The 19,411-nt window shown below is 45.4% G+C and carries 15 protein-coding genes; 6 read left to right on the top strand and 9 right to left on the bottom strand.

The features are described 5' to 3' along the window. The first annotated feature begins 60 nt into the window (after positions 1-60). From upp to K1Y79_RS19530, 4 genes are all read left to right on the top strand, one after another. Positions 61-714: a uracil phosphoribosyltransferase gene (gene upp, locus K1Y79_RS19545; protein WP_220251843.1), complete on the top strand. Its 654-nt coding sequence runs from the start codon at positions 61-63 to the stop codon at positions 712-714. Positions 715-917: 203 nt separating this feature from the next. Beyond that, the gene (locus K1Y79_RS19540) at positions 918-1,934 is read left to right on the top strand and encodes a PorP/SprF family type IX secretion system membrane protein (protein ID WP_220251842.1); all 1,017 of its coding nucleotides are present in this window, start codon (positions 918-920) and stop codon (positions 1,932-1,934) included. A 157-nt stretch (positions 1,935-2,091) separates the two neighbouring features. After that, the gene (locus K1Y79_RS19535; RefSeq protein WP_220251841.1) at positions 2,092-2,871 is read left to right on the top strand and encodes an EI24 domain-containing protein; all 780 of its coding nucleotides are present in this window, start codon (positions 2,092-2,094) and stop codon (positions 2,869-2,871) included. After that, positions 2,855-3,562 carry an SAM-dependent methyltransferase gene (locus K1Y79_RS19530; protein ID WP_220251840.1) on the top strand — a complete coding sequence of 236 codons (708 nt, stop codon included), beginning with the start codon at positions 2,855-2,857 and terminating at the stop codon, positions 3,560-3,562. Before K1Y79_RS19535 ends, K1Y79_RS19530 begins: the two co-directional genes overlap by 17 nt. 188 nt (positions 3,563-3,750) lie before the next feature. Here K1Y79_RS19530 and K1Y79_RS19525 read toward each other — a convergent pair whose 3' ends face one another. Both K1Y79_RS19525 and K1Y79_RS19520 read right to left on the bottom strand, forming a co-directional pair. Next, positions 3,751-4,137, bottom strand: a complete 387-nt coding sequence (locus K1Y79_RS19525) for a hypothetical protein (protein ID WP_220251839.1) — start codon at positions 4,135-4,137, stop codon at positions 3,751-3,753. Between the two features lie 24 nt (positions 4,138-4,161). Next, positions 4,162-5,538 carry a M20/M25/M40 family metallo-hydrolase gene (locus K1Y79_RS19520; RefSeq protein WP_220251838.1) on the bottom strand — a complete coding sequence of 459 codons (1,377 nt, stop codon included), beginning with the start codon at positions 5,536-5,538 and terminating at the stop codon, positions 4,162-4,164. A 250-nt stretch (positions 5,539-5,788) separates the two neighbouring features. On the opposite strand from K1Y79_RS19520, the gene bshA reads away from it, so the two are divergent. Continuing rightward, positions 5,789-6,940, top strand: a complete 1,152-nt coding sequence (gene bshA, locus K1Y79_RS19515; RefSeq protein ID WP_220251837.1) for an N-acetyl-alpha-D-glucosaminyl L-malate synthase BshA — start codon at positions 5,789-5,791, stop codon at positions 6,938-6,940. A gap of 179 nt (positions 6,941-7,119) precedes the next feature. On the opposite strand, the gene K1Y79_RS19510 is transcribed toward bshA, so the two are convergent. The 7 genes from K1Y79_RS19510 to porU form a co-directional block, all read right to left on the bottom strand. Beyond that, on the bottom strand, positions 7,120-8,649 hold the full coding sequence (locus K1Y79_RS19510) for a murein hydrolase activator EnvC family protein (RefSeq protein ID WP_220251836.1): 1,530 nt from the start codon (positions 8,647-8,649) through the stop codon (positions 7,120-7,122). 12 nt (positions 8,650-8,661) lie between these two features. After that, the gene (locus tag K1Y79_RS19505) at positions 8,662-9,492 is read right to left on the bottom strand and encodes a DUF4292 domain-containing protein (RefSeq protein WP_220251835.1); all 831 of its coding nucleotides are present in this window, start codon (positions 9,490-9,492) and stop codon (positions 8,662-8,664) included. Positions 9,493-9,534: 42 nt separating this feature from the next. Further along, positions 9,535-11,373, bottom strand: coding sequence for a tetratricopeptide repeat protein (locus K1Y79_RS19500; RefSeq protein WP_220251834.1), 1,839 nt, complete (start codon positions 11,371-11,373; stop codon positions 9,535-9,537). 3 nt (positions 11,374-11,376) lie between these two features. Continuing rightward, complete coding sequence (dut, locus tag K1Y79_RS19495; RefSeq protein WP_220251833.1) at positions 11,377-11,820, bottom strand: dUTP diphosphatase; 444 nt, start codon at positions 11,818-11,820, stop codon at positions 11,377-11,379. Between the two features lie 67 nt (positions 11,821-11,887). After that, complete coding sequence (ispF, locus tag K1Y79_RS19490; RefSeq protein ID WP_220251832.1) at positions 11,888-12,370, bottom strand: 2-C-methyl-D-erythritol 2,4-cyclodiphosphate synthase; 483 nt, start codon at positions 12,368-12,370, stop codon at positions 11,888-11,890. Positions 12,371-12,497: 127 nt separating this feature from the next. Further along, positions 12,498-13,676: a type IX secretion system outer membrane channel protein PorV gene (porV, locus tag K1Y79_RS19485; RefSeq protein ID WP_220251831.1), complete on the bottom strand. Its 1,179-nt coding sequence runs from the start codon at positions 13,674-13,676 to the stop codon at positions 12,498-12,500. Positions 13,677-13,784: 108 nt separating this feature from the next. Then, positions 13,785-17,141: a type IX secretion system sortase PorU gene (porU, locus tag K1Y79_RS19480; protein ID WP_220251830.1), complete on the bottom strand. Its 3,357-nt coding sequence runs from the start codon at positions 17,139-17,141 to the stop codon at positions 13,785-13,787. A 687-nt stretch (positions 17,142-17,828) separates the two neighbouring features. Here porU and K1Y79_RS19475 point away from each other — a divergent pair. Further along, entirely contained in the window at positions 17,829-19,361 is a 1,533-nt protein-coding gene (locus K1Y79_RS19475; RefSeq protein ID WP_220251829.1) for an SUMF1/EgtB/PvdO family nonheme iron enzyme, read from the top strand. Positions 19,362-19,411: the final 50 nt, after the last annotated feature.

Below are 19,411 nucleotides of genomic sequence, written 5' to 3'. Positions count from 1 at the left end.
TTTCGTTACTTTATTGTTATTTAGATTTTCCGGCTTTGAAAATTTTGGTATTTTGCATGCATGATAGTGAATCTAAGTAGCACCAATTCGTTAGTAGGAGAATGGCTAAGTGAAATCAGAAGCGTTGAAGTACAGACAGACCGTATGCGTTTCAGGCGTAATATGGAAAGGGTGGGTGAAATTGCAGCATATGAGATCAGTAAGACCTTGGAATACGAAGAAAAGGAGATACAGACGCCACTGGGAATTGCTAACTGCCGGGTACTAAAACAGCAGCCTGTTCTTGCTACCATCCTCAGAGCCGGCCTTGCCCTGCATCAGGGTTTGGTGAACTACTTTGACAAAGCTGATCATGCCTTTATTTCTGCTTACCGTAAGCACAAACACGACGGCACCTTCGATATTAATCTGGAATATGTATCCAGTCCCGCCATTGATGGCCAGGTTATTATTCTTTCTGACCCGATGCTGGCAACCGGTGCTTCCCTGGTTAAGACCATAGAGCACCTGAACAGTCTGGGCAAACCGAAACATATACACCTTGTAGTAGCCATCGCCTGTACCGTAGGAATTGAATATGTACAAAGACACGCCGATAACAATCTGAGCATCTGGGCTGGTGACATCGATGATGAACTGACCGCCAAAGGCTACATTGTTCCAGGCCTCGGAGACGCCGGAGATCTCGCATTTGGGAACAAAATACAGCAGTAAAAGCCTATTATCATCAGAAAGGAGCAGTATCAAAAAAAATTGAGTAGTCAACCAAATAAAAACTAGCCGTTTTAGTCACTCATTAATAACACTTTAGGGATTTCTCAGCTTCAATGTTATATATTTTTAATTTGAAATATGAGTAGCATTGTGTACCTTCACATGGAACCATGAGAAAACCCTATACTTATAAGTATTGTTTTATGAAAAAAGTGTTGCTGTTTTTCACGATTGCCCTTTATCTGATGAACCCGGCCAGGGCGCAGGACCCGCATTTTTCGCAGTTCTTCGCCTCTCCACTCACACTTAATCCGGCATTTACCGGCCTGTTTTCAGGCGACTTTCGTGTCTCAGGGAACTATCGTTCACAGTGGAGAAGTATCTCTACTCCGTTCACTACAGGAACTGCGGCAGTAGACTTCGGCATTCTGAAGAATGTGTTGTCTTACACTGATATATGGGGTGTTGGCGTAATGGCCATGTACGACAGAACTGGTGGTGGTGCACTGACTTCTACATATCTGAGCTTCAGTACAGCCTATCATAAAGGTTTAGATCCGGAAGGTAACCATACCCTGGCAGTTGGTCTGCAGGCAACATTGGTACAAAAACGACTGGATCAGACCAAACTGGTTTTTGAGAACCAGATTGATAATAACGGTTACAATCCGGCAATCCCAAGCGGTGAAACATTTGTCAACCCTACGATCTCTTACTTTGATCCGAATATCGGTATCCTGTATAATGGTCTGGTGGGTGAATCTTCTAATATCTACGTGGGTGCATCTTATTACCACATCACACAGCCTACTGAAACATTCATGGCGCAGAACAATAACCGTCTGACATCCAGATTTACTGCACATGGTGGTGGTTCCGTACCGGTAAATGGTGGTAACCGCATTCACTTTAGTGCCTTGTACATGAAACAAAGTACTGCATCTGAATTTGCTTTTGGTGGTGCTTATGGCTTTAACCTGAATGGTGATGATGAAAATCCGACTACCTTCTATCTGGGTAGCTGGTACCGTCTGAAAGATGCGATCAACCCGTATATTGGTCTGGAGATAAATGGTTTCACAATAGGTGCTTCTTATGACATGAACGTATCTACACTGAAGCCGGCTTCTAACTATCGCGGTGGTATGGAGCTCTCTATTATCTATATACATAGACGCAGCGAAGGAAGTAAATACAGAACTCTCTGTCCGAGGTTCTGATCTGACATAAACTCATTTCAAAAGAACCTGCCAGTTGCAAAAGCTGGCAGGTTTTTTATTGTGTGCTTATATTTTTTACCATTGTTCCACTGATTTTTAGTTACTTACAACCGGATCAATGCTTTTAGCGAATAAATAACACTAAAATTCCAGGATTTTGTTTTCATTCAGAGAAGTACTGGCTGCTATCCAGGCTTATGGAAAAGCTCACCAGTTTATTATGCAGCACAGCTTATGGAAGTGGATACTTGTGCCCGGTATCCTTTACTGCATATTGTTTATGACAGGCAGCTACTTTGTATGGGGCTACTCCGGAGAATTTGTTGAATACCTGTTTAACCTGCTTCCACTTAAAATATGGATACAGGACCTTGAAAGCAGCTGGGTCAGTTTCTTCTTTATCCTACTGGCCTTTTCCATTAGGATCATGATGCTGCTGTTATACTTTTCATACTACAAATACCTTTTCCTTATACTCGGCTCTCCCCTGTTTGCCTATCTGTCAGAGAAAACAGAAGCAATACTGGAAGAGCGGGACTTCCCATTCAGCATGCAGCAGTTTGTTAAAGATATGGGCCGTGGTATCATTATATCCCTGCGCAATATGCTCTATCAGACTATCTGTGTTATATTCCTCATCATACTATCATTTATACCAATAGTAGGCTGGATCACTCCGCTGTTTGCTTTCTTTATAGAATGCTACTTCTATGGCTTCTCGATGGTAGACTACAGTTGCGAGAGACACCAGATGAGTACAAAACAGAGCATCAACTTCATCAAAGCGCACAGAGGTATTGCCCTGGGTAACGGGATGGTATTTTATATACTGATGTTTATTCCTATACTAGGATGGGTTATGGCTCCCTCCTATGCCGTTATAGCCGCAACTATTCACTTATCCGATAAAAGATTATTGCATGGCGCAACCTGGTAAGGTATACCTGATTCCCACCGTATTAAGTGCAGATACCCTGCACACTATACCGGCCTATATTACCCCGGTAGTACAGCAGATCAGCGTATTCTTTGTGGAGAATGAACGTACAGCCAGAAGATATCTGAAAGCACTGGATAAAAGTATTAACATTGATGCGTTACAGCTGCTGCTGATGTCTGAACATCAGCAGCCGGATACTGCCCTGGCCAAACAATTGCTGCTTGCCGGCAAGGATATCGGTGTAATCAGTGAAGCAGGATGTCCGGCTATAGCAGACCCAGGACATCTCGTCGTACAGGTAGCACATACTATTGATGCACAGGTCATCCCGATGGTAGGACCTAACTCTATGCTACTGGCACTGATGGCTTCTGGAATGAATGGCCAGAACTTCCAGTTTGTAGGCTATCTGCCTGTGAAACCTCCTGAACGCATTAAATCCATCCGTGATCTGGAAATGCAGTCACAGAAGAAGCAACAGACCCAGCTCTTCATAGAAACGCCGTACCGCAACAACCAGTTGCTGAAGGATATCCTTGCTAACTGCAAAGACAATACGCAGGTATGTGTGGCAGCAGACATCACCGGGCCAGATGAATTTATTCGTACCAGAACTGTGAAAGCCTGGAAACAAGCGCTTCCTGAACTACATAAAAAACCAGCGATATTCCTGCTACTGGCACAATAAGTATATCACCTATCTAGCCTGCTAAAGTAAGGTTAAAAAGCGGGCAGAATACCGTCAGACATTAATACTAACTAACTAAACAACAAGCGCCTGATCTATATGCAGATCAGGCGCTTGCTTTTTAAACTGGTGTTTCCACAGCAGTTCTTAGCCTCGGATATCAAAGCTGAATATTCACTTCCGGATTTCTAATTACCTCCGTAATTCGCTTCCTTTATGGTGATTACACTATCCACAATAAAATTGCTGAACCCTCTCCACGGAATTGCACCCAGGTATTCTTTATAATGCAGTTCTACAAACTGACCGCTCGCGCCCATAAGACGCTGTGCAACACGTTCATCAGTTACAGAGAACTGGAACTCATTAGACTGCAGAGCGCCGGGTTGCTTGGAGCGGTAACCACTCTGGATAAGGCGGCCCTCATACGTTTTGAAAACATACCCTTTCTCTACGAAGTAGTTCAATTCTCCGGCTTTCACACCTCGACCGAATACGAAGTAATACTTGTAGGTGAAGAATAACGCCAGCGCTACAAGAACGCCTCCAACGACCATAAAAAGAAATCTGCGCATATTGTTTATTTGATCAGGTAAGGATTACAATCCATATTTATCGATCAGGTAAATCAGTCCTGCCATGCTGAATGCTCCTAGCTCCATCTCTCTTTTGTTCACAGCTTCAAAGGTATCATTTGCTGCATGGTGCAGGTCAAAGTAACGTTGAGAATCTGGCAGCAATTCGCCCATTGGAGTACCAATTGCTTCATACAGCTGTCCTACATCCACTCCACCGCCTACGGCATCAAAATCATATACGTCATAAGGCAGGAACAGCGGTGCCCATGATTTCACCTTCGCACGTTTATCATCCGGCATCATCAGGGAGAAACCGCGTGGAGTAAAACCACCTGCATCACTTTCCAGTGCGAAGATATGCTGCTCTCCTTTTGCTTTTGCAACTTCTGCATATTTCTTACCTCCGCGCGCACCATTTTCTTCATTGGCAAACAGTACGATACGGATCGTATTCTTTGGTTTAATACCCAGCGCTTTGAAAGCACGTAATAGTTCTACTGACTGTACACAACCGGTACCGTCATCATGCGCACCTTCATTAACGTCCCAGGAATCCAGGTGTCCGCCTACAGTGATATATCTGTCGGGATTTTCACTACCACGAATCTCGCCGATCACATTATGGCCGGTAGTATCAGGCAGCATCTGACAGTTTGTGCGGAAGAACAGTTTCAGGTCTGACTCGCCTTTCAGACGGCTGCTCAACATATCTGCATCTTCCAGTCCGATAGCTACTGCCGGGATCTTAGGCGCATCTTCATCATAACGAAGGGAGCCTGTATGCGGAAGATTATTGGCCCCATGACTCATGGAACGTACCACTACAGCCAGAGCCCCATATTTTGCAGCACGACTGGCCCCTTGTCCGCGATACTTAACAGCGTCTCCGTAAGACTCGAAGGTGCGGACAAATTCTGGTTTGAAAGCATAGTTATAGAATACGATCTTTCCTTTTACTTTATCTTTTTTGGCCTCCAGGTCTTCAAAAGAAGCCACCTCTATCACCGGAGCAGTTATACCTGCCGGTGCAGTACCTATAGAATTACCGAGCGCCAGCACATTCAACGGCGGGATAAAATCGCGACGGCGGGAGATGACACGTACCTCCTCTTTTGCGCCCCTTACCCAGTGAGGCACCTGGCATGCCTGCATATACACAGTGTCTGCGCCAGCGTCTTTCAATACTTTCACGCCCCACTTCTCAGCCTGTACCATCTGCGGCGATCCCGCCAGACGTCCGCCTACCTGCTGGGTTAGTTCCCTCAGATTAGCATATGCAGTACTATGTGTAAGGACTTCGTTAGCCAGGTTTCTTAAAATCAGGGAATCATTCTCTTGCTGTTGGGCGCATACCGGAAAGGTGATGGCCAACAGTGCCGGCAGCAGGTAATTTCTCATATACAAAGTCGATTTAAGGCACTAAAACTAATTAAATAACCCTGTTATTCAAATGGATCAGCCATACATTAATCCTACATGACAATCTTAACATGCCGCTAATCCCAAATACCGGGAGCGGCAATTTAAAATGTTATAATTTTGTAGCCTGTAATTAACGTAAAAACTGTGTTCTGCGTGAAGCGTTCTGCATTTTATGCTAAACGTCTAACATTGACGTTGAGCGTTTTAAAGTATTAAATAACAACACATGCGAATTGGAATAGTATGTTACCCTACTTATGGGGGTAGTGGCGTACTGGCAACTGAACTGGGAAAAGCGCTGGCAGATAAAGGCCATATGGTCCATTTTATCACTTATCAGCAACCTGTGCGGCTCAATGCCTTTCATGCTAATATATATTATCACGAGGTGCAGGTTCCTACTTACCCACTATTTGATTTTCCGCCCTACGAGTCTGCACTGAGCAGCACAATGGTAGACGTCATACTGAACCAGCAGCTGGATCTGCTGCATGTACACTATGCCATTCCGCATGCATCTACTGCCTATCTGGCCAAACAGATTGTAAGCAAGCAGGGCCGCATTGTACCATTTATCACTACGCTACATGGTACTGATATCACCCTGGTAGGTAAGGATAAGACCTATGCACCTGTAGTAACTTTCTCTATTAACGAGTCTGACGCTATTACAGCTGTATCCAACAATCTCAGAGAAGAGACCTACAAGTCATTCCAGATTGAGAAAGATATTGAAGTCATTTACAACTTTGTGGATACCGAGCGCTTCAAGCGTCGCGCAGCAGAACTGATGCATTTTAGAAATGCGATTGCTCCTAATGGCGAAAAGATCCTCCTGCACGTATCCAACTTCCGTAAAGTTAAGCGGGTACCTGATGTAGTGAAGGTCTTCCAGCAGGTGCGGGCCAAAATGCCTGCTAAGCTGCTACTTGTTGGCGATGGCCCTGACCGGCCGGCTATAGAATCGATGTGCCGCGATATGCATCTCTGCGGAGACGTACGTTTTGTGGGTAAGCAGGAACAACTGGAAGATGTAATGTCTATCGCTGACCTGTTTTTGCTACCATCCGACTATGAAAGCTTCGGCCTGGCCGCTCTGGAAGCTATGGCTGCAGAAGTACCTGTGATTTCGTCAAATGCCGGTGGCCTTCCTGAAGTGAATATTCATGGTAAAACAGGTTTCCTGAGCCCCGTAGGAGATGTTAACAGCATGGCAACTCACGCCATCCAATTGCTGGAAGATGAACAACTCCTGGCTGCAATGCGGAAAGGTGCGCTCGAACAGGCACAACGTTTCCATATCGACAATATCATCCCGCAGTATGAGGCATTGTATGAAGAAGTGATGAATAAAGCGTTGACCTCTATAGATAAATAAGCTGATTAGTGCTTAACATATTATACCCGTCTGGTCATGAAAACCAGGCGGGTTTCTTTTTGTCCTCCTGCTATTCGCTGATATACGAATACCTTCACCGGAAAGCAAGCTGGCCGGATACGAAAAAGCCCCCGGGAAATAAACCATTCCCGGGGGCTTTTACCATTATCGTGACACTATTATTTCTTTCTGATCCAGAACTCAGGGTTCTGCTTTTGTATACCCCGGTAGATCTGCAACTCCACTTCTCCCAGATTCTCCAATTCGTTAGTACCGGCAGTACCAATTACCTGGCCTGTACTTACCCTATCTCCTGTTCTTACGTTCACACTCTTTAATCGTGCATAGTTTGTGAAGTATTGACCATGCCGGATGATTACCAATGAACCGCCACCAGGAATCACTGCCACAGTTCTAACCTCACCCTGGAATATTGCTTTTACGGCAGCGCCTTTGCTGGTACCGATGATCACCCCGTCATTCTCTACTGTAATCCTTTCCATTACCGCGTGCTGCTGGCGACCAAAGTGACCAATTATGTGACCGGAACTTACCGGCCATGGTAGTTTGCCACGATTACTTTCAAAGCTTTCTGATAATGCAAGCGCTTCAGGTGTAGCCTCCAGGACGTTCTCTGTACGTACTGGCTTCTCAGGCTCTGGTGCAGGCGCTGCAGGCTTAGGAGCAGGTTCTGCTGCTTTAGGCTCTGGTTTAGGGTCAGGCTTGTTGTCTGGTTTATTAGCAGCAACCGCATTGTTGTTAGCATTGTTAGCTGCATTTTTTGCTGCGTTGGCAGCGGCAGCATTAGCTGCGGCAAGGGCGGCGGCTTTACGGGCAGCTTCCTCTTTCCTGCGCTTCTCTTCTGCAGCTGCTTTACGCTTAGCGGCAGCTTCTTCTTCGGCCTGCCTGCGTGCAATCTCTATCTCACGACGGATTACCGCCTGAATAGCAGATTGTACTTTCTGCGCATCTTTCTTATTCTTATTAATATCTGCAACCAGTTCCTTCTCACGTCCTTTCAGATTAGTGAGCACCTTATCCTTTTCCTTTTTATCAACCTCAAGAATGGTTCGTTGCTCCTGCTCTGTTTTCAGTGTACCAGAGCGCTTCTCCTTCTGATCCTGCAGATTTTCAATTTTCTTGCTTAACAACACTCTTGTTTCGAGGATATTATCAGCCTGCCTGCGACGATAGTCACGGTATTGTTTCAGATACTGATACCTTTTGATCGCATCATTAAATGTTTCTGCAGAAAAGATAAAGTTCAGCATGTCATAAGTACTACGATTTTTATACGCATATACGACTAGCTGTGCATATTGTGACTTCAGCGTATCCAGGTCTTTCTCAAGGGTTTTAATATCCCTGTAAGCAGAGTTAATATCGCCGTTGATAAAGTTTATTTCTTCGTTGATGTTATTGATAAGGCGGGTACGCAGATTAATCTTCTCACGCAATGCCCTTAATTGACTCAGGCTCTCACGTGTTGATCTCTTCGTATTCTTCAGCGCCTCATTTGCCTCATCTATCTCACGCTGCAACTCTTTCTTTCTATGCTCCAGTTCGTCCCGCGATAATTGGGGAGCCTGTGCATACAGCAAGGCCGGTAATAAACCTAAGATCAATACAAACGGGAAAAACTTCTTCAGATTCAGCATGATGGTTTTAAAGATAGCTGCAAAATAGCAATTTACAAATTTCGGGTGCATTACAATCTATTCCTATTCCCTTGAATAACTAGAGGGAATACTGAATGGAAGGCTTATCGGCTGGTCGAAATCTATTTTGTTAAATTCCATGTTGATCTTAGTATATTTCTTGTCTTCAACATAGACCTGCCGGCGGGTGGCAAATTTACCTTTATCCATTGATTTATATTCGCCGTATGTCAGTTCTACTGAACGGTTACGTGTACTGTCTTTATCTATAACCTTGCTCTGTTGCAATATATAGTCGTCAGCCAACACATTAAACAGACTGGTGAATACTGTGCTATCACAAGCGAAAGACACAACTGCCGGCGTCTTTACTACCTGGTATACGGAGTCCGTAAGATAAACTGGATTGCCAATGATCAGGTCCTGCAGTGTTCTGAAATCAAAGGGAATATGCAGGATATCCTTTGCATCCTTCATACCACGCAGATAGGCAATTTTATGAAACTTATCTATTGCTTTCAGACTGTCTGGTGTAATAACTGCTCTTGCTACTTCCCCTATAATCGGTGCAGATGCCGAGATCCATATAATACTATCCTTCTGCATGCGCAGGTTAACACTGATGCCCGACATCTGTTTAGCCTCTGTCTCGAAGTCAACCTTTAGCTTGGCGGAAAAAGTATTAAAACTGATATAGTTACTGCGCAGTTTTGCGAGCATTTCTGTGTTGAAAGTATTGGCAGCTGCTATAGATGCACTATCTGCCGTATTTGCCTGATGGCTGGTATCCGCAACGGGAAAAGAGGTCCTTGCTATCTGACGGCTATGCCTGCATGAAAAGAGTCCCGTGCTAATAATACCTGATACTATCAGTGCTAATGTTTGCTTCATCATGATCTTTAATTCAATACATTCCCCTGTTCACGGGAAAGTTCGCTATTCTCTTTCGGTTGCAAGTATATACCGTTTTTCTGCAATTTTACGGGCTAACGCAACCGAATTGGCTCCCTTTTGTTTGGCCAGCTGCCAATACTCCAGGGCCTTGTCCACCTGATGGAGGTTAAACAGGATATCACCGTAATGCTCAAGCATATTAGGATTCTCACGTGCTTCCTCATACTGCATCGCCTTTTCCATCCACTCCCTGGCCTGTTCATATCGGGCCATCCGGAACAATATCCAGGCGTATGTATCCATAAAGTTGGTACTCTCAGGCTCCAGTTCCAATGAACGCTTGGACATACTCTCCGCCTTGCTCAGCTGCTCTCCCCGAAGAGAAAGATAATAACTGAAGTTATTGAGTACCATTGCGTCATTGGGCTTCAGGGCCAGCGCCCTGTCATAACTGCTGTCAGACATCAGATGCTGACCAGTAGCATGATAAGCGTCTCCTAACAATGAAAACACATCTGCTCGCGTGTTTTTGTCATTATTACTGCCGGTCTGCACTGCTATATTCAAAGCCTCTATGGATGCGGGATAATTCTGTAGCAAAAAGTTGGCCACCCCTCTGAAATAATGGCCCATAAATTCCTTTGGAAAGCGTTCAGCTACCACTTCACTCACTTTCAACAGGTTATCAGGCTCTTCTTTTTTAGAGTAGATCCACATTAGCTGGTACCAAACGGTGAAACGTGTAGAATCCAGCGTCACTGCCTTATTATAATCCATCAAGGCACTATCGAGCATACCCGCCTGCGAGTACATATCCGCTTGCAGCGCATAAGCCTTTGCCTCTTCGGGATGTGCCTCTATCACCAGGCGTGCAAGTTGTAACCCTTCCATCAGCTTGCTGGTATCCAGCTTCTGCATTTGAAGGTAAGGGTATACATACGCCACTTTCTCGTCTATATTGTAATCCGGATTGGAAAAAGCGCGGATCAGGTAGTTCCAGTATGCATCATACCGGCCTTCCTTCTTGGCGTAACCGGATAATGCAATAAGTGCACGTGGATTGACAGAGTCACGTTCCAGCACCTCATTATATATCGCGGTAGCTTCTTCCATACGGTCATTTGAATTGTAGATATCTCCCAAGATCAGGTAATACCTTACATCCTCGGGATTCTGATTGATCAGCTTCTGCACTTCTGCTGCGGCATCTTCTACCCTGTTCAATTTCAGGTATAACCGCTGCTTCTGAAACGCCAGCTCTTCAACCAGCCCGGCTCTTGACTCAAGCGTATCAAATACCACAAGCGCTTCGTCAGGCTTATCTGCTTTTGCCAGGAACATCCCTTTGTTATAGAGATACTCTTCGCTGGCAGGATATCTTGCTGAAAGGTGGCTATATACTGCTGCTGCACTGTCAAACTGGGCATTGACACCAAAAGCATCTGCTAATGTAATCTGAAACCACTTATTGGTAGTATCCATAGCTGCGGCTCTTCTGGCAAAGCCCAATGCATACTGCGGATTGCGCACCTCAATGAAAAGACGAGCCAGTTCGTAGTAAGCAGTAGGATTATTCCTTTTAAGACGCAGATAGTCAGAGAATTGAGTAATAGCGGTACGGTAGTCTCCCAGCAATTTGGAACGCTGAGCAGAGAAGAACAGGCTGTCAGCCCGCTGTTGTAGCAGAGATGAATCCCTGACTACATGCGTATTCCGGGAAGAAGGCTGACGGGAAGTGACGGCCTTGCCTGTGCGGCAGGCCATACCCAACACACAACAAAAACCTGCCAGTAACAAGGACAACCGGCTTACGCGCCTGCTGAAAGCCGGCAGACTATTAATTACGGGCAAGGTTTTATCGTTATTGTGGGTTCTGAACATTTATTAAGATTTACCGGTGTGGCCGAAACCGCCGGCGCCACGTTCAGTATCTGTCAGCAACTCTACTGCTTCCAGCTGTGCCTGAACGAAGGGCGCAATGACCATTTGAGCAATACGCTCTCCGGGTGCAATTGCCTGCGGCTCATTAGACAGGTTGATCATAATGACTTTGATCTCCCCTCTGTAGTCTGCATCAATTGTGCCGGGTGTATTCAGCAGTGTAAGCCCCTGCTTTATAGCGAGACCACTACGCGGTCTGAGCTGTGCTTCATATCCTGTTGGCAGTTCTATGAACAGGCCGGTAGGGATAAGTATTCTTTCCAGCGGTTGAAGTGTAATTGCTGTCTCAAGGCTGGCCCGGAGGTCCATACCTGCCGCTTCTGCTGTGGCATAGGCCGGCAGCGGATTGGCGGATTTATTGATGATTTTAACTGTAATAGCTGCCATTAATGCAAAGGTATTTTAAATAGTCCATAGTCAGCCGACTATAGACAAGTAGTTGATTTACTATTTCTTATGCTTTCTCCAATAATACAGTAGCATAAGCCACCACACCTTCCTCACGGCCCACAAAGCCCAACTTTTCAGTAGTTGTAGCCTTGATAGACACTTCTTCTGTTGATATATTGAGTATGCCGGCAATCGTTTCCTGCATTTGTACTACATAAGGCTTGATCTTAGGCGCCTGCAGGCATAAGGTACTATCTATATTTACGACCTGATAGCCTTTCTGGTTGATCAATTCCAATGTACGTTTCAGCAATATCTTGCTGTCAATGTTTTTATAGGTATTGTCCGTATCCGGAAAGTGTACCCCAATATCACCCAGACTGGCCGCTCCCAGCATCGCATCGCAGATAGCATGTAACAACACGTCTGCGTCGCTATGCCCTAATGCACCCTTATGGTGCGGTACCAAAACGCCACCCAGCCAGAAATCCCTTCCTTCTGTTAACTGGTGAAAATCTACTCCAAGCCCGATACGCAATTTAGTCATGACAGATGTATAAACTTTGAAATATAAGCCTTTAAAGGCTAAAATTACCCGCAAATTAAAAATCCTCCGGCGATTTCCGGAGGATTCTTATATTTTTAAAAAACATTAACTATTTAGAGCACAGCTATTACCAGGTATTGCTGTTATCCTCGTTCTGATGATCCAGGTCAAACACCAGTGAGAAACGAAGTGTATTTGACAACGGGTTACGCTGGATGCCATTACCTGATGGTACGAGATAAGAGAAGTTGAGACCAAACATATTATATTTCACACCCAGACCGGCTGTTACATACTTACGGTTACCCTTGTTCTTGTTTTCGTAGAAGTAACCGGCACGTACAAAGAACTGGTCGCGGAATGCATATTCACCGCCTGCAGATACTGTAAACTCCTGTAACTCCTCACTGAAACCACCTGGTGCATCACCAAAGGAAGAGAACATACCTGATATGGTAGACTTTTGACGGTATAGTCCAAGACTGTCAGGCGTAGGCACCATCAGTTTATTCAGGTCTAATGTCAGCATCAGCTTATTGGTCTCATCGAGGCCAAAAGTATAAGCAGTACCCAATCCGAAGTTAGTTGGCAGGAAGTCTCTGTTAGTGGCAGATTCTGTATAAGATATCTTAGTACCGATATTAGTCAGTGCCAGACCCACGTTCCAGGTATTGACAGCGTTGTCTGACTTCTCATAATCTTTTGTATAGAACAATGACAGGTCTGTAGCAAAGGCAGTACCCGGCTTGATCACACGGCCGTTAATATCGCCGCTGGCCAGGTTAGAGTAGATATAACGTCCGGCAAGTGCTACGGAGAGATTGTCAGATAATTTGCGGGAATAACCTGCATCAAACGCAAACTCACGCGGACGATAGTCATACGTAGGCATACCTGTGATGTCAGTAAAGTTGATAGTACCTAAAGAGAAATAACGCAATGACGCAGATACTGTCTGAAACTCGTCCAGTTGATAGTATCCTCCCAGCGTAGCCAGGAACACGTCGTTTACCAGTTCTTTTAACCAGGGGGTATAGGTAACAGATATATTAGAACGGGATTTAGCAAACGATACCTTCGACAGATTCCAGAAGATGGAATTTGCATCCGGTGAAGTGGCAACACCAGCATCGCCCATGGCGCCGGCTCTTGCGTCCGGAGAAATGCGCAGAAAAGGAACAGCTGTATTAATAGTATTGGTCCTGCCATCGAGTTGACCAGTACCAATTTGGGCGCTGACAGACAGAGAAAATAGGATGCAACAAATAAGGCTTACAGTTACCTTTCTGATCATGCAATTATACATGCAATAGTGTTTAGAACGAGTTGTAAAAATAGTTCGAAAATCAATATGTTCAATAACAGGGGCCTGGTAAGGGACGTGCGAATTTAGTTTTTGCATTTGATGCATAGGTTAAAATACAGTGACTTTCCCGCCTAAAATCGTTTTTTTACCATTCGCTGTTACCAAAATATTATATATATACATTCCAGGCGGCACACGGGAGCCGGAATCGTTGGTTCCATCCCAAGGTGCTCCTACATAACGGCTACCACCGCTATTTATTGTATGACGTATAGTTTTTATTTGTTGGCCGGTTACCGTATATATCTGCACCATTACCTCCAGCGCCTGATCCTGTTGATTGTGCTCAAAAGTAAACTGGGTCTGGTGATGAAACGGATTCGGAAAGCAACCTGCCTTTCCTATAGTCATACCGGATGACTTAATTACCCTGAACTGCAAAGTGGCTGTACCAGCGTTGTTATGCGTATCCCAGGCTTTGATGGTCATCGTATGTGAACCCTCTGCCAGTGCATACAACGGAAACCGCACCTTACCTTCCTGATAGCTATCAGTCACCGCTTCAAAGAAATTATTGAGTATATAATACTGCTCTTTATCATTATCCAGCGTAGCAATAAGATCATGCCCAATGCCATAGCCGGAAGTATTAATACCCTGTTCGTCTTTCAGATGTAACAGTAACACAGGGTTCTCTCCTGTTAATCCACCGTTACGGAAATACTCATTGTCCAGGTACGCTTGTATAACAGGCCCTGATGCATCTTGTTCAACATCATCTGCCGTACCTCCTATCTGCACGCCTGAATATACACCTCCTGCGGCAATAATACTATTCGCAGCATAGAAACTGAGTACTCCTGCTCCCGTCTGATAATCAATATCAGCAGGAACTACAAACGTACAGGTGAACTGTCCGTCCTGAATGGTCTGCTGGCCACGATACAACATATGCTGCTGCTGGTAATAAGCTGCTTTAGTACTACCGGCATCATTACCCATTGTATACTGCAATGCGGGTTTATCATACACTGTTGTATATAACGTTCCCTTGTAATTGTCCTGGCGTACACCCTGCGCGTCTTCCAGATGGCCTTTAACAGTATACCGGCCCATCGCTTTCAATGTATCCGGTACGTCTCCTGCTGCTTTGCCATTAATAGAATCAGTTACTACATGATACTGCGGGAAAGCCAACGTCAGTGCCGGATCTCCCAGTAACTGGAACTTACGGTTGTTGGGAATGTCAATATACGTGGCATAAGTCAGGTTTTTTGCCTGCATGGCAGCCTGACCCAATGTTGGCATCCGTCCATCTGCAGCCGGGGTTAGCAGCTTTTGCAGGTAGTTGGCATTCATTACCTTGTTGGAGGCCGAGAAAACTGCTCTTGTAGTAGTCATCAGTGCTATACCTCCACCTTGTTCCTGTAATAGTAGCTGCTCTCCTAAAGAAACGTAAGCCGGGTTATCAAAAGGTGCAAAATCGCAAGTTGCAGTGATAAACAACGGCAGTTTACCAGTATTTTTCCAGGTAGCCAAAGAACTTTGTTCCATAATGACCTCTTCGGCCAGCCGGGAATAGCTACCATGGCCGGTATAATTCCATATTAACGTACCTTCAAAAATATCTTCTGCAATAGCTTTATTTACCGCCGGATAACGACTTCCTCCTGCATCAGCTACTTTCGGATAGGCATCCAGGTATATCTTTTTAATATTTCCCGCAGGCCATTGCCCACCCACAATCTCGCTCATATGCTCCGCATCCTGCAGGTGGAGGTTGTCATCGCCATCATCTGCCACAATTGTAATATGCTGCTGCCAGCGACCATAATTAGCAGGCACATTGTAACCTATGATTTTCTTCACCACGGCCTCGGCCTGTGAAAGCGTCTGCACAGGCAATCTGCCTATAGCTATATCCAGCTGATTTATCCTGCTGTTGTCATTAATATCATCTGCATCATCCAGGAAACCAAAAAAGTCGTCGGAAGGATAGGCGTTTACCGGATCATTTGAGATAGCGCTTTGCCATGTGGGCACCAGGTTTGTATTGCCGGCTATCCTGTTTTTATAATCGTAAGAGGCATCTCCGAACAGCAACAGGTATTGCAGGCCTCCGCGGTCATAACACATCTTCACAAAATCTCTTATAGCCGTCGGATCCGGGGTGCCTGATCCAAATTCGTTATAGATTTCATTTACTGTGACCACCTTTACATTCAGCTTGTCCTGCATACTATGCCAGGCAGCCAGTTTATCAGCAGCTGACTGCAAACCCGGTATTGTAACAATCAACATATCTGCACCACTGAGACCATGCAGGTCCTGGTTGGCGACCTTCCCTGCGGGCACCGGTTGCAAATACCCCTGACCGTTCAGAGCGGCATACTCATGCAGTGTGCCACAGTCCCGCGAAAAGGTTACTGTATTCCCTGTAAGCCGCGTTTGTACCTTCACCGGCTGCAAAGGGTCAGTTATATCCATTATTGTCGTCTGACTGTCGGCATTCTCTATCCGGTACTGTGCCGTTTGTCCTGGCAATACCGTTGCCATATCCCGGAAGAACAATGGTTGTCCCGAGGGCAGTTGCAGCCGACAACGGGCCTGCAACGTCAGATAATCCAGCCATCCCTGCGCACCTCCTCCACCAGGGGTAAAAGTGAGGGTTACAGGAAGCGTAGTACCTGAGGGCGCGGTATTGTAGTAACCGACACCTATAGCAGCAAATGCTTCAAAAATATTACCACTCACAGGAGATAACCCAATGCTGCCGATCATACCGGAACCTGCCTGGATCGAAAACCGGCTGGTACCGTTACTCCTGGCCGCCACCCTGACACCTACTTTTACTGACTGAGGTAGGAGTGGCAACGTGAAATTAATAGTATGCTGGGGCCGGGCACTGTTAAAAACTGTACCCCACCACTGTTTCCCGCTATTCAGGAAATTGAGACTATCATTCTCATAAAAAGTACGATAATCAAAACTATTCACCAGCAGCGATGCTGCCGGCGTAGTCGGATCTGTTATAGCCCGCTTACCTGTCCCATTATCAGTGGTCAGGAAATACCAGGCCGTATCGGCATAAAGATTTGCAGTATGTGTAAAGTTGCCACCCTGATATTGCCAGGAATGTGGCCCGGGAGCGTAAAACAAAAGGTAGTCGCCTTCTTCAATCAGGGCCACCTCCGGTAGATCATCATGTCTGCTGGCTGCATTAGCTTCCGGCAGCATACGGCCACCGGCCCCGTAGAGTCTAACGTTGGCAGGCGCTCCGCTGACACCAGCTGCGGCCAGCAGGGCTTTATCTATTTTGTAGATGCCTTCCCGGGTAACGGCGAGCTTAAACCAGCTTCCTTTGGAAAGCACGGAATGTGCGGCGTAAGGACCTCCTCTCCCGTTCGCCCCGATCGCCGGCAGGCAGTAGGCAAACAATACACAGAAGAAGACTGTCAGCTTCATAGTGGTTATTTGCGCAAACATAATAATATTTAAGTATATTTATAACGCTAAATCAGACATCAGATCGGTTGTCACGGAATGTCTTTGCGGAATGGCTGCATTGTATTTCAGCTTTTTATAACATATGAGAGCAAGGTAACGGGACATTTTATGACAAGGGAAGGTGGGTAATATAATAATCTACTGCCTGCCGGCGTTCTATGAATGGTTAAAGCTGCCTGTAGCGGGAGAGAGAAAAGTTAGGACCTCGAAGAAGAAAACCGGAATGAGAAATTTGTATATTTACGTCAGCATCCTACAATTGAATTTGCCTTTTTTAGCTGAAAAGATCACTTTTAGTGTGGACGAACAAGCGACGAACTAGCGACGGCCAAGCGACGAACAAATAATTATCCCGGGGGATTAAAAGAAAGTGCCTAAATGATATGTATGTAGTAACCATGTATCTATGAGTCATAAACCAACGCCAGCTACTACCAGACAGCCTCCAGATAGCCATTGGCAGGGATTACAGTTAAGATTAACTTAATACGTAGTCCAGTTCGCCACCGGAATCTCAAAAGACTGATTGTCAATTATTTAAACTTAATAAAAGGGTGAACGCTTACAGATTAATTATTTTTACTATAAAATAAATTATCCTACATTTGCGTTTACCATAAACATCAAATAAAAAAGCTGAATCGCATGCATAGATTAACCTCTGTCTCAATGCTCTTAGGCGCCAGTATAATCCTGTCACTGTCCGCTTGTTCAGTTGGCAAGAAAAAGGAGAAATCCACAGCTACTGGCTGGAATTATAACGATCCTAAGATGGGTGGTTTCAGTGTGGCCAAAAATAAGGACCAGCAGACTGGTCCGGGTCTTGTTTTCGTGCAGGGCGGTACTTTCGCCATGGGAGCGACTGAACAGGACGTAATGGCTGACTGGAATAACATTCCAAGACGTATTACTGTATCTTCCTTCTACATTGATGAAACGGAAGTTGCGAACGTACACTACCGCGAGTACCTTTTCTGGTTACGCCGTATGTATGACGAATCTTTCCCAGACGTATACCGCAGAGCTTTGCCAGATACCCTGGTATGGCGTAGCGAATTGGCTTACAACGAGCCGCTAGTAGAATACTACTTCCGTCACCCTGCCTATAACGATTATCCGGTAGTAGGTGTGAACTGGAAACAGGCCGTTGATTATTGTAAATGGCGTTCCAACCGTGTGAACGAAAAACTGCTGATAGACAAAGGCCTGTTGTCACAGAATGATGTAAAGAATCAGTCTGATGATAACACCTTCGATACCAAATCATACACAGCTGGTCTGTACGAAGGTATCCCTGGTAAAATGTCTAAATCTACCAAAGAACAGTTCAGAAACTCAGACGGTTCTCCTCGTACTGCTCAGTTTGAAGATGGTGTAATGTTACCAAACTATCGCCTTCCGACAGAAGCTGAGTGGGAATACGCAGCACTCGGTTACATCGGTCAGAACCCTGGCCCTTCTAAGAAAGAAGGTAAACGTGGTGAAGAGTTGATCATGAATAAACAGGTGTATTCCTGGGGTACCAACAACAGCGGTTTGAGAGATATCCGCCGTGGTGCATGGCAAGGTCAGTTCCTGGCGAACTTCAAACGTGGTTCCGGTGATAACATGGGTATGGCAGGTGGTCTGAATGACCGTGCATCCATCCCTGGTCCGGTAATCGCCTTCTTCCCTAATACTTTCGGTATTTATAATATGTCAGGTAACGTGAGCGAGTGGGTACTGGACGTTTACCGTCCTCTGAATCCGATCGACGGTGATGACTTCAACTACTTCCGTGGTAACAAGTTCCAGACTACTTATATGAACGGCGAAGGCGAACCTGAAAAGGACAGCCTGGGTCACCTGAAAATGCGTGATGTAACCGACGAAGAAAGTGCTAACCGCCTGAACTACCAGAAAGGTGATGTGATCAACTACCTTGATGGTGACACCCTTTCTAACGTAGAATACGGTTACGGTATCACTTCCCTGATCAATGATAAATCTCACGTTGTTAAAGGTGGTAGCTGGAATGACCGTGCATATTGGCTGTCTCCTGGCGCTCGTCGCTACATGCAGGAAGATATGGCAACCAATACTGTAGGTTTCCGTTGTGCAATGGACCGTGTGGGTAGCCCAGAAGGTAATAAGTTCAAAACTGGTCAGCTGTTCAAAAAACAACGCCAGAAAAGATAGTGCTGACAACAGCATGTAAGAAAAAGCCCTCCTGATACAGGAGGGCTTTT

Origin of the sequence: Chitinophaga rhizophila, from assembly GCF_019492185.1 — a bacterium.
Classification (GTDB): domain Bacteria; phylum Bacteroidota; class Bacteroidia; order Chitinophagales; family Chitinophagaceae; genus Chitinophaga; species Chitinophaga rhizophila.
The sequence above is the reverse complement of the archived record's forward strand: the minus strand, read 5'-3'. Positions and strand labels throughout refer to the sequence as shown.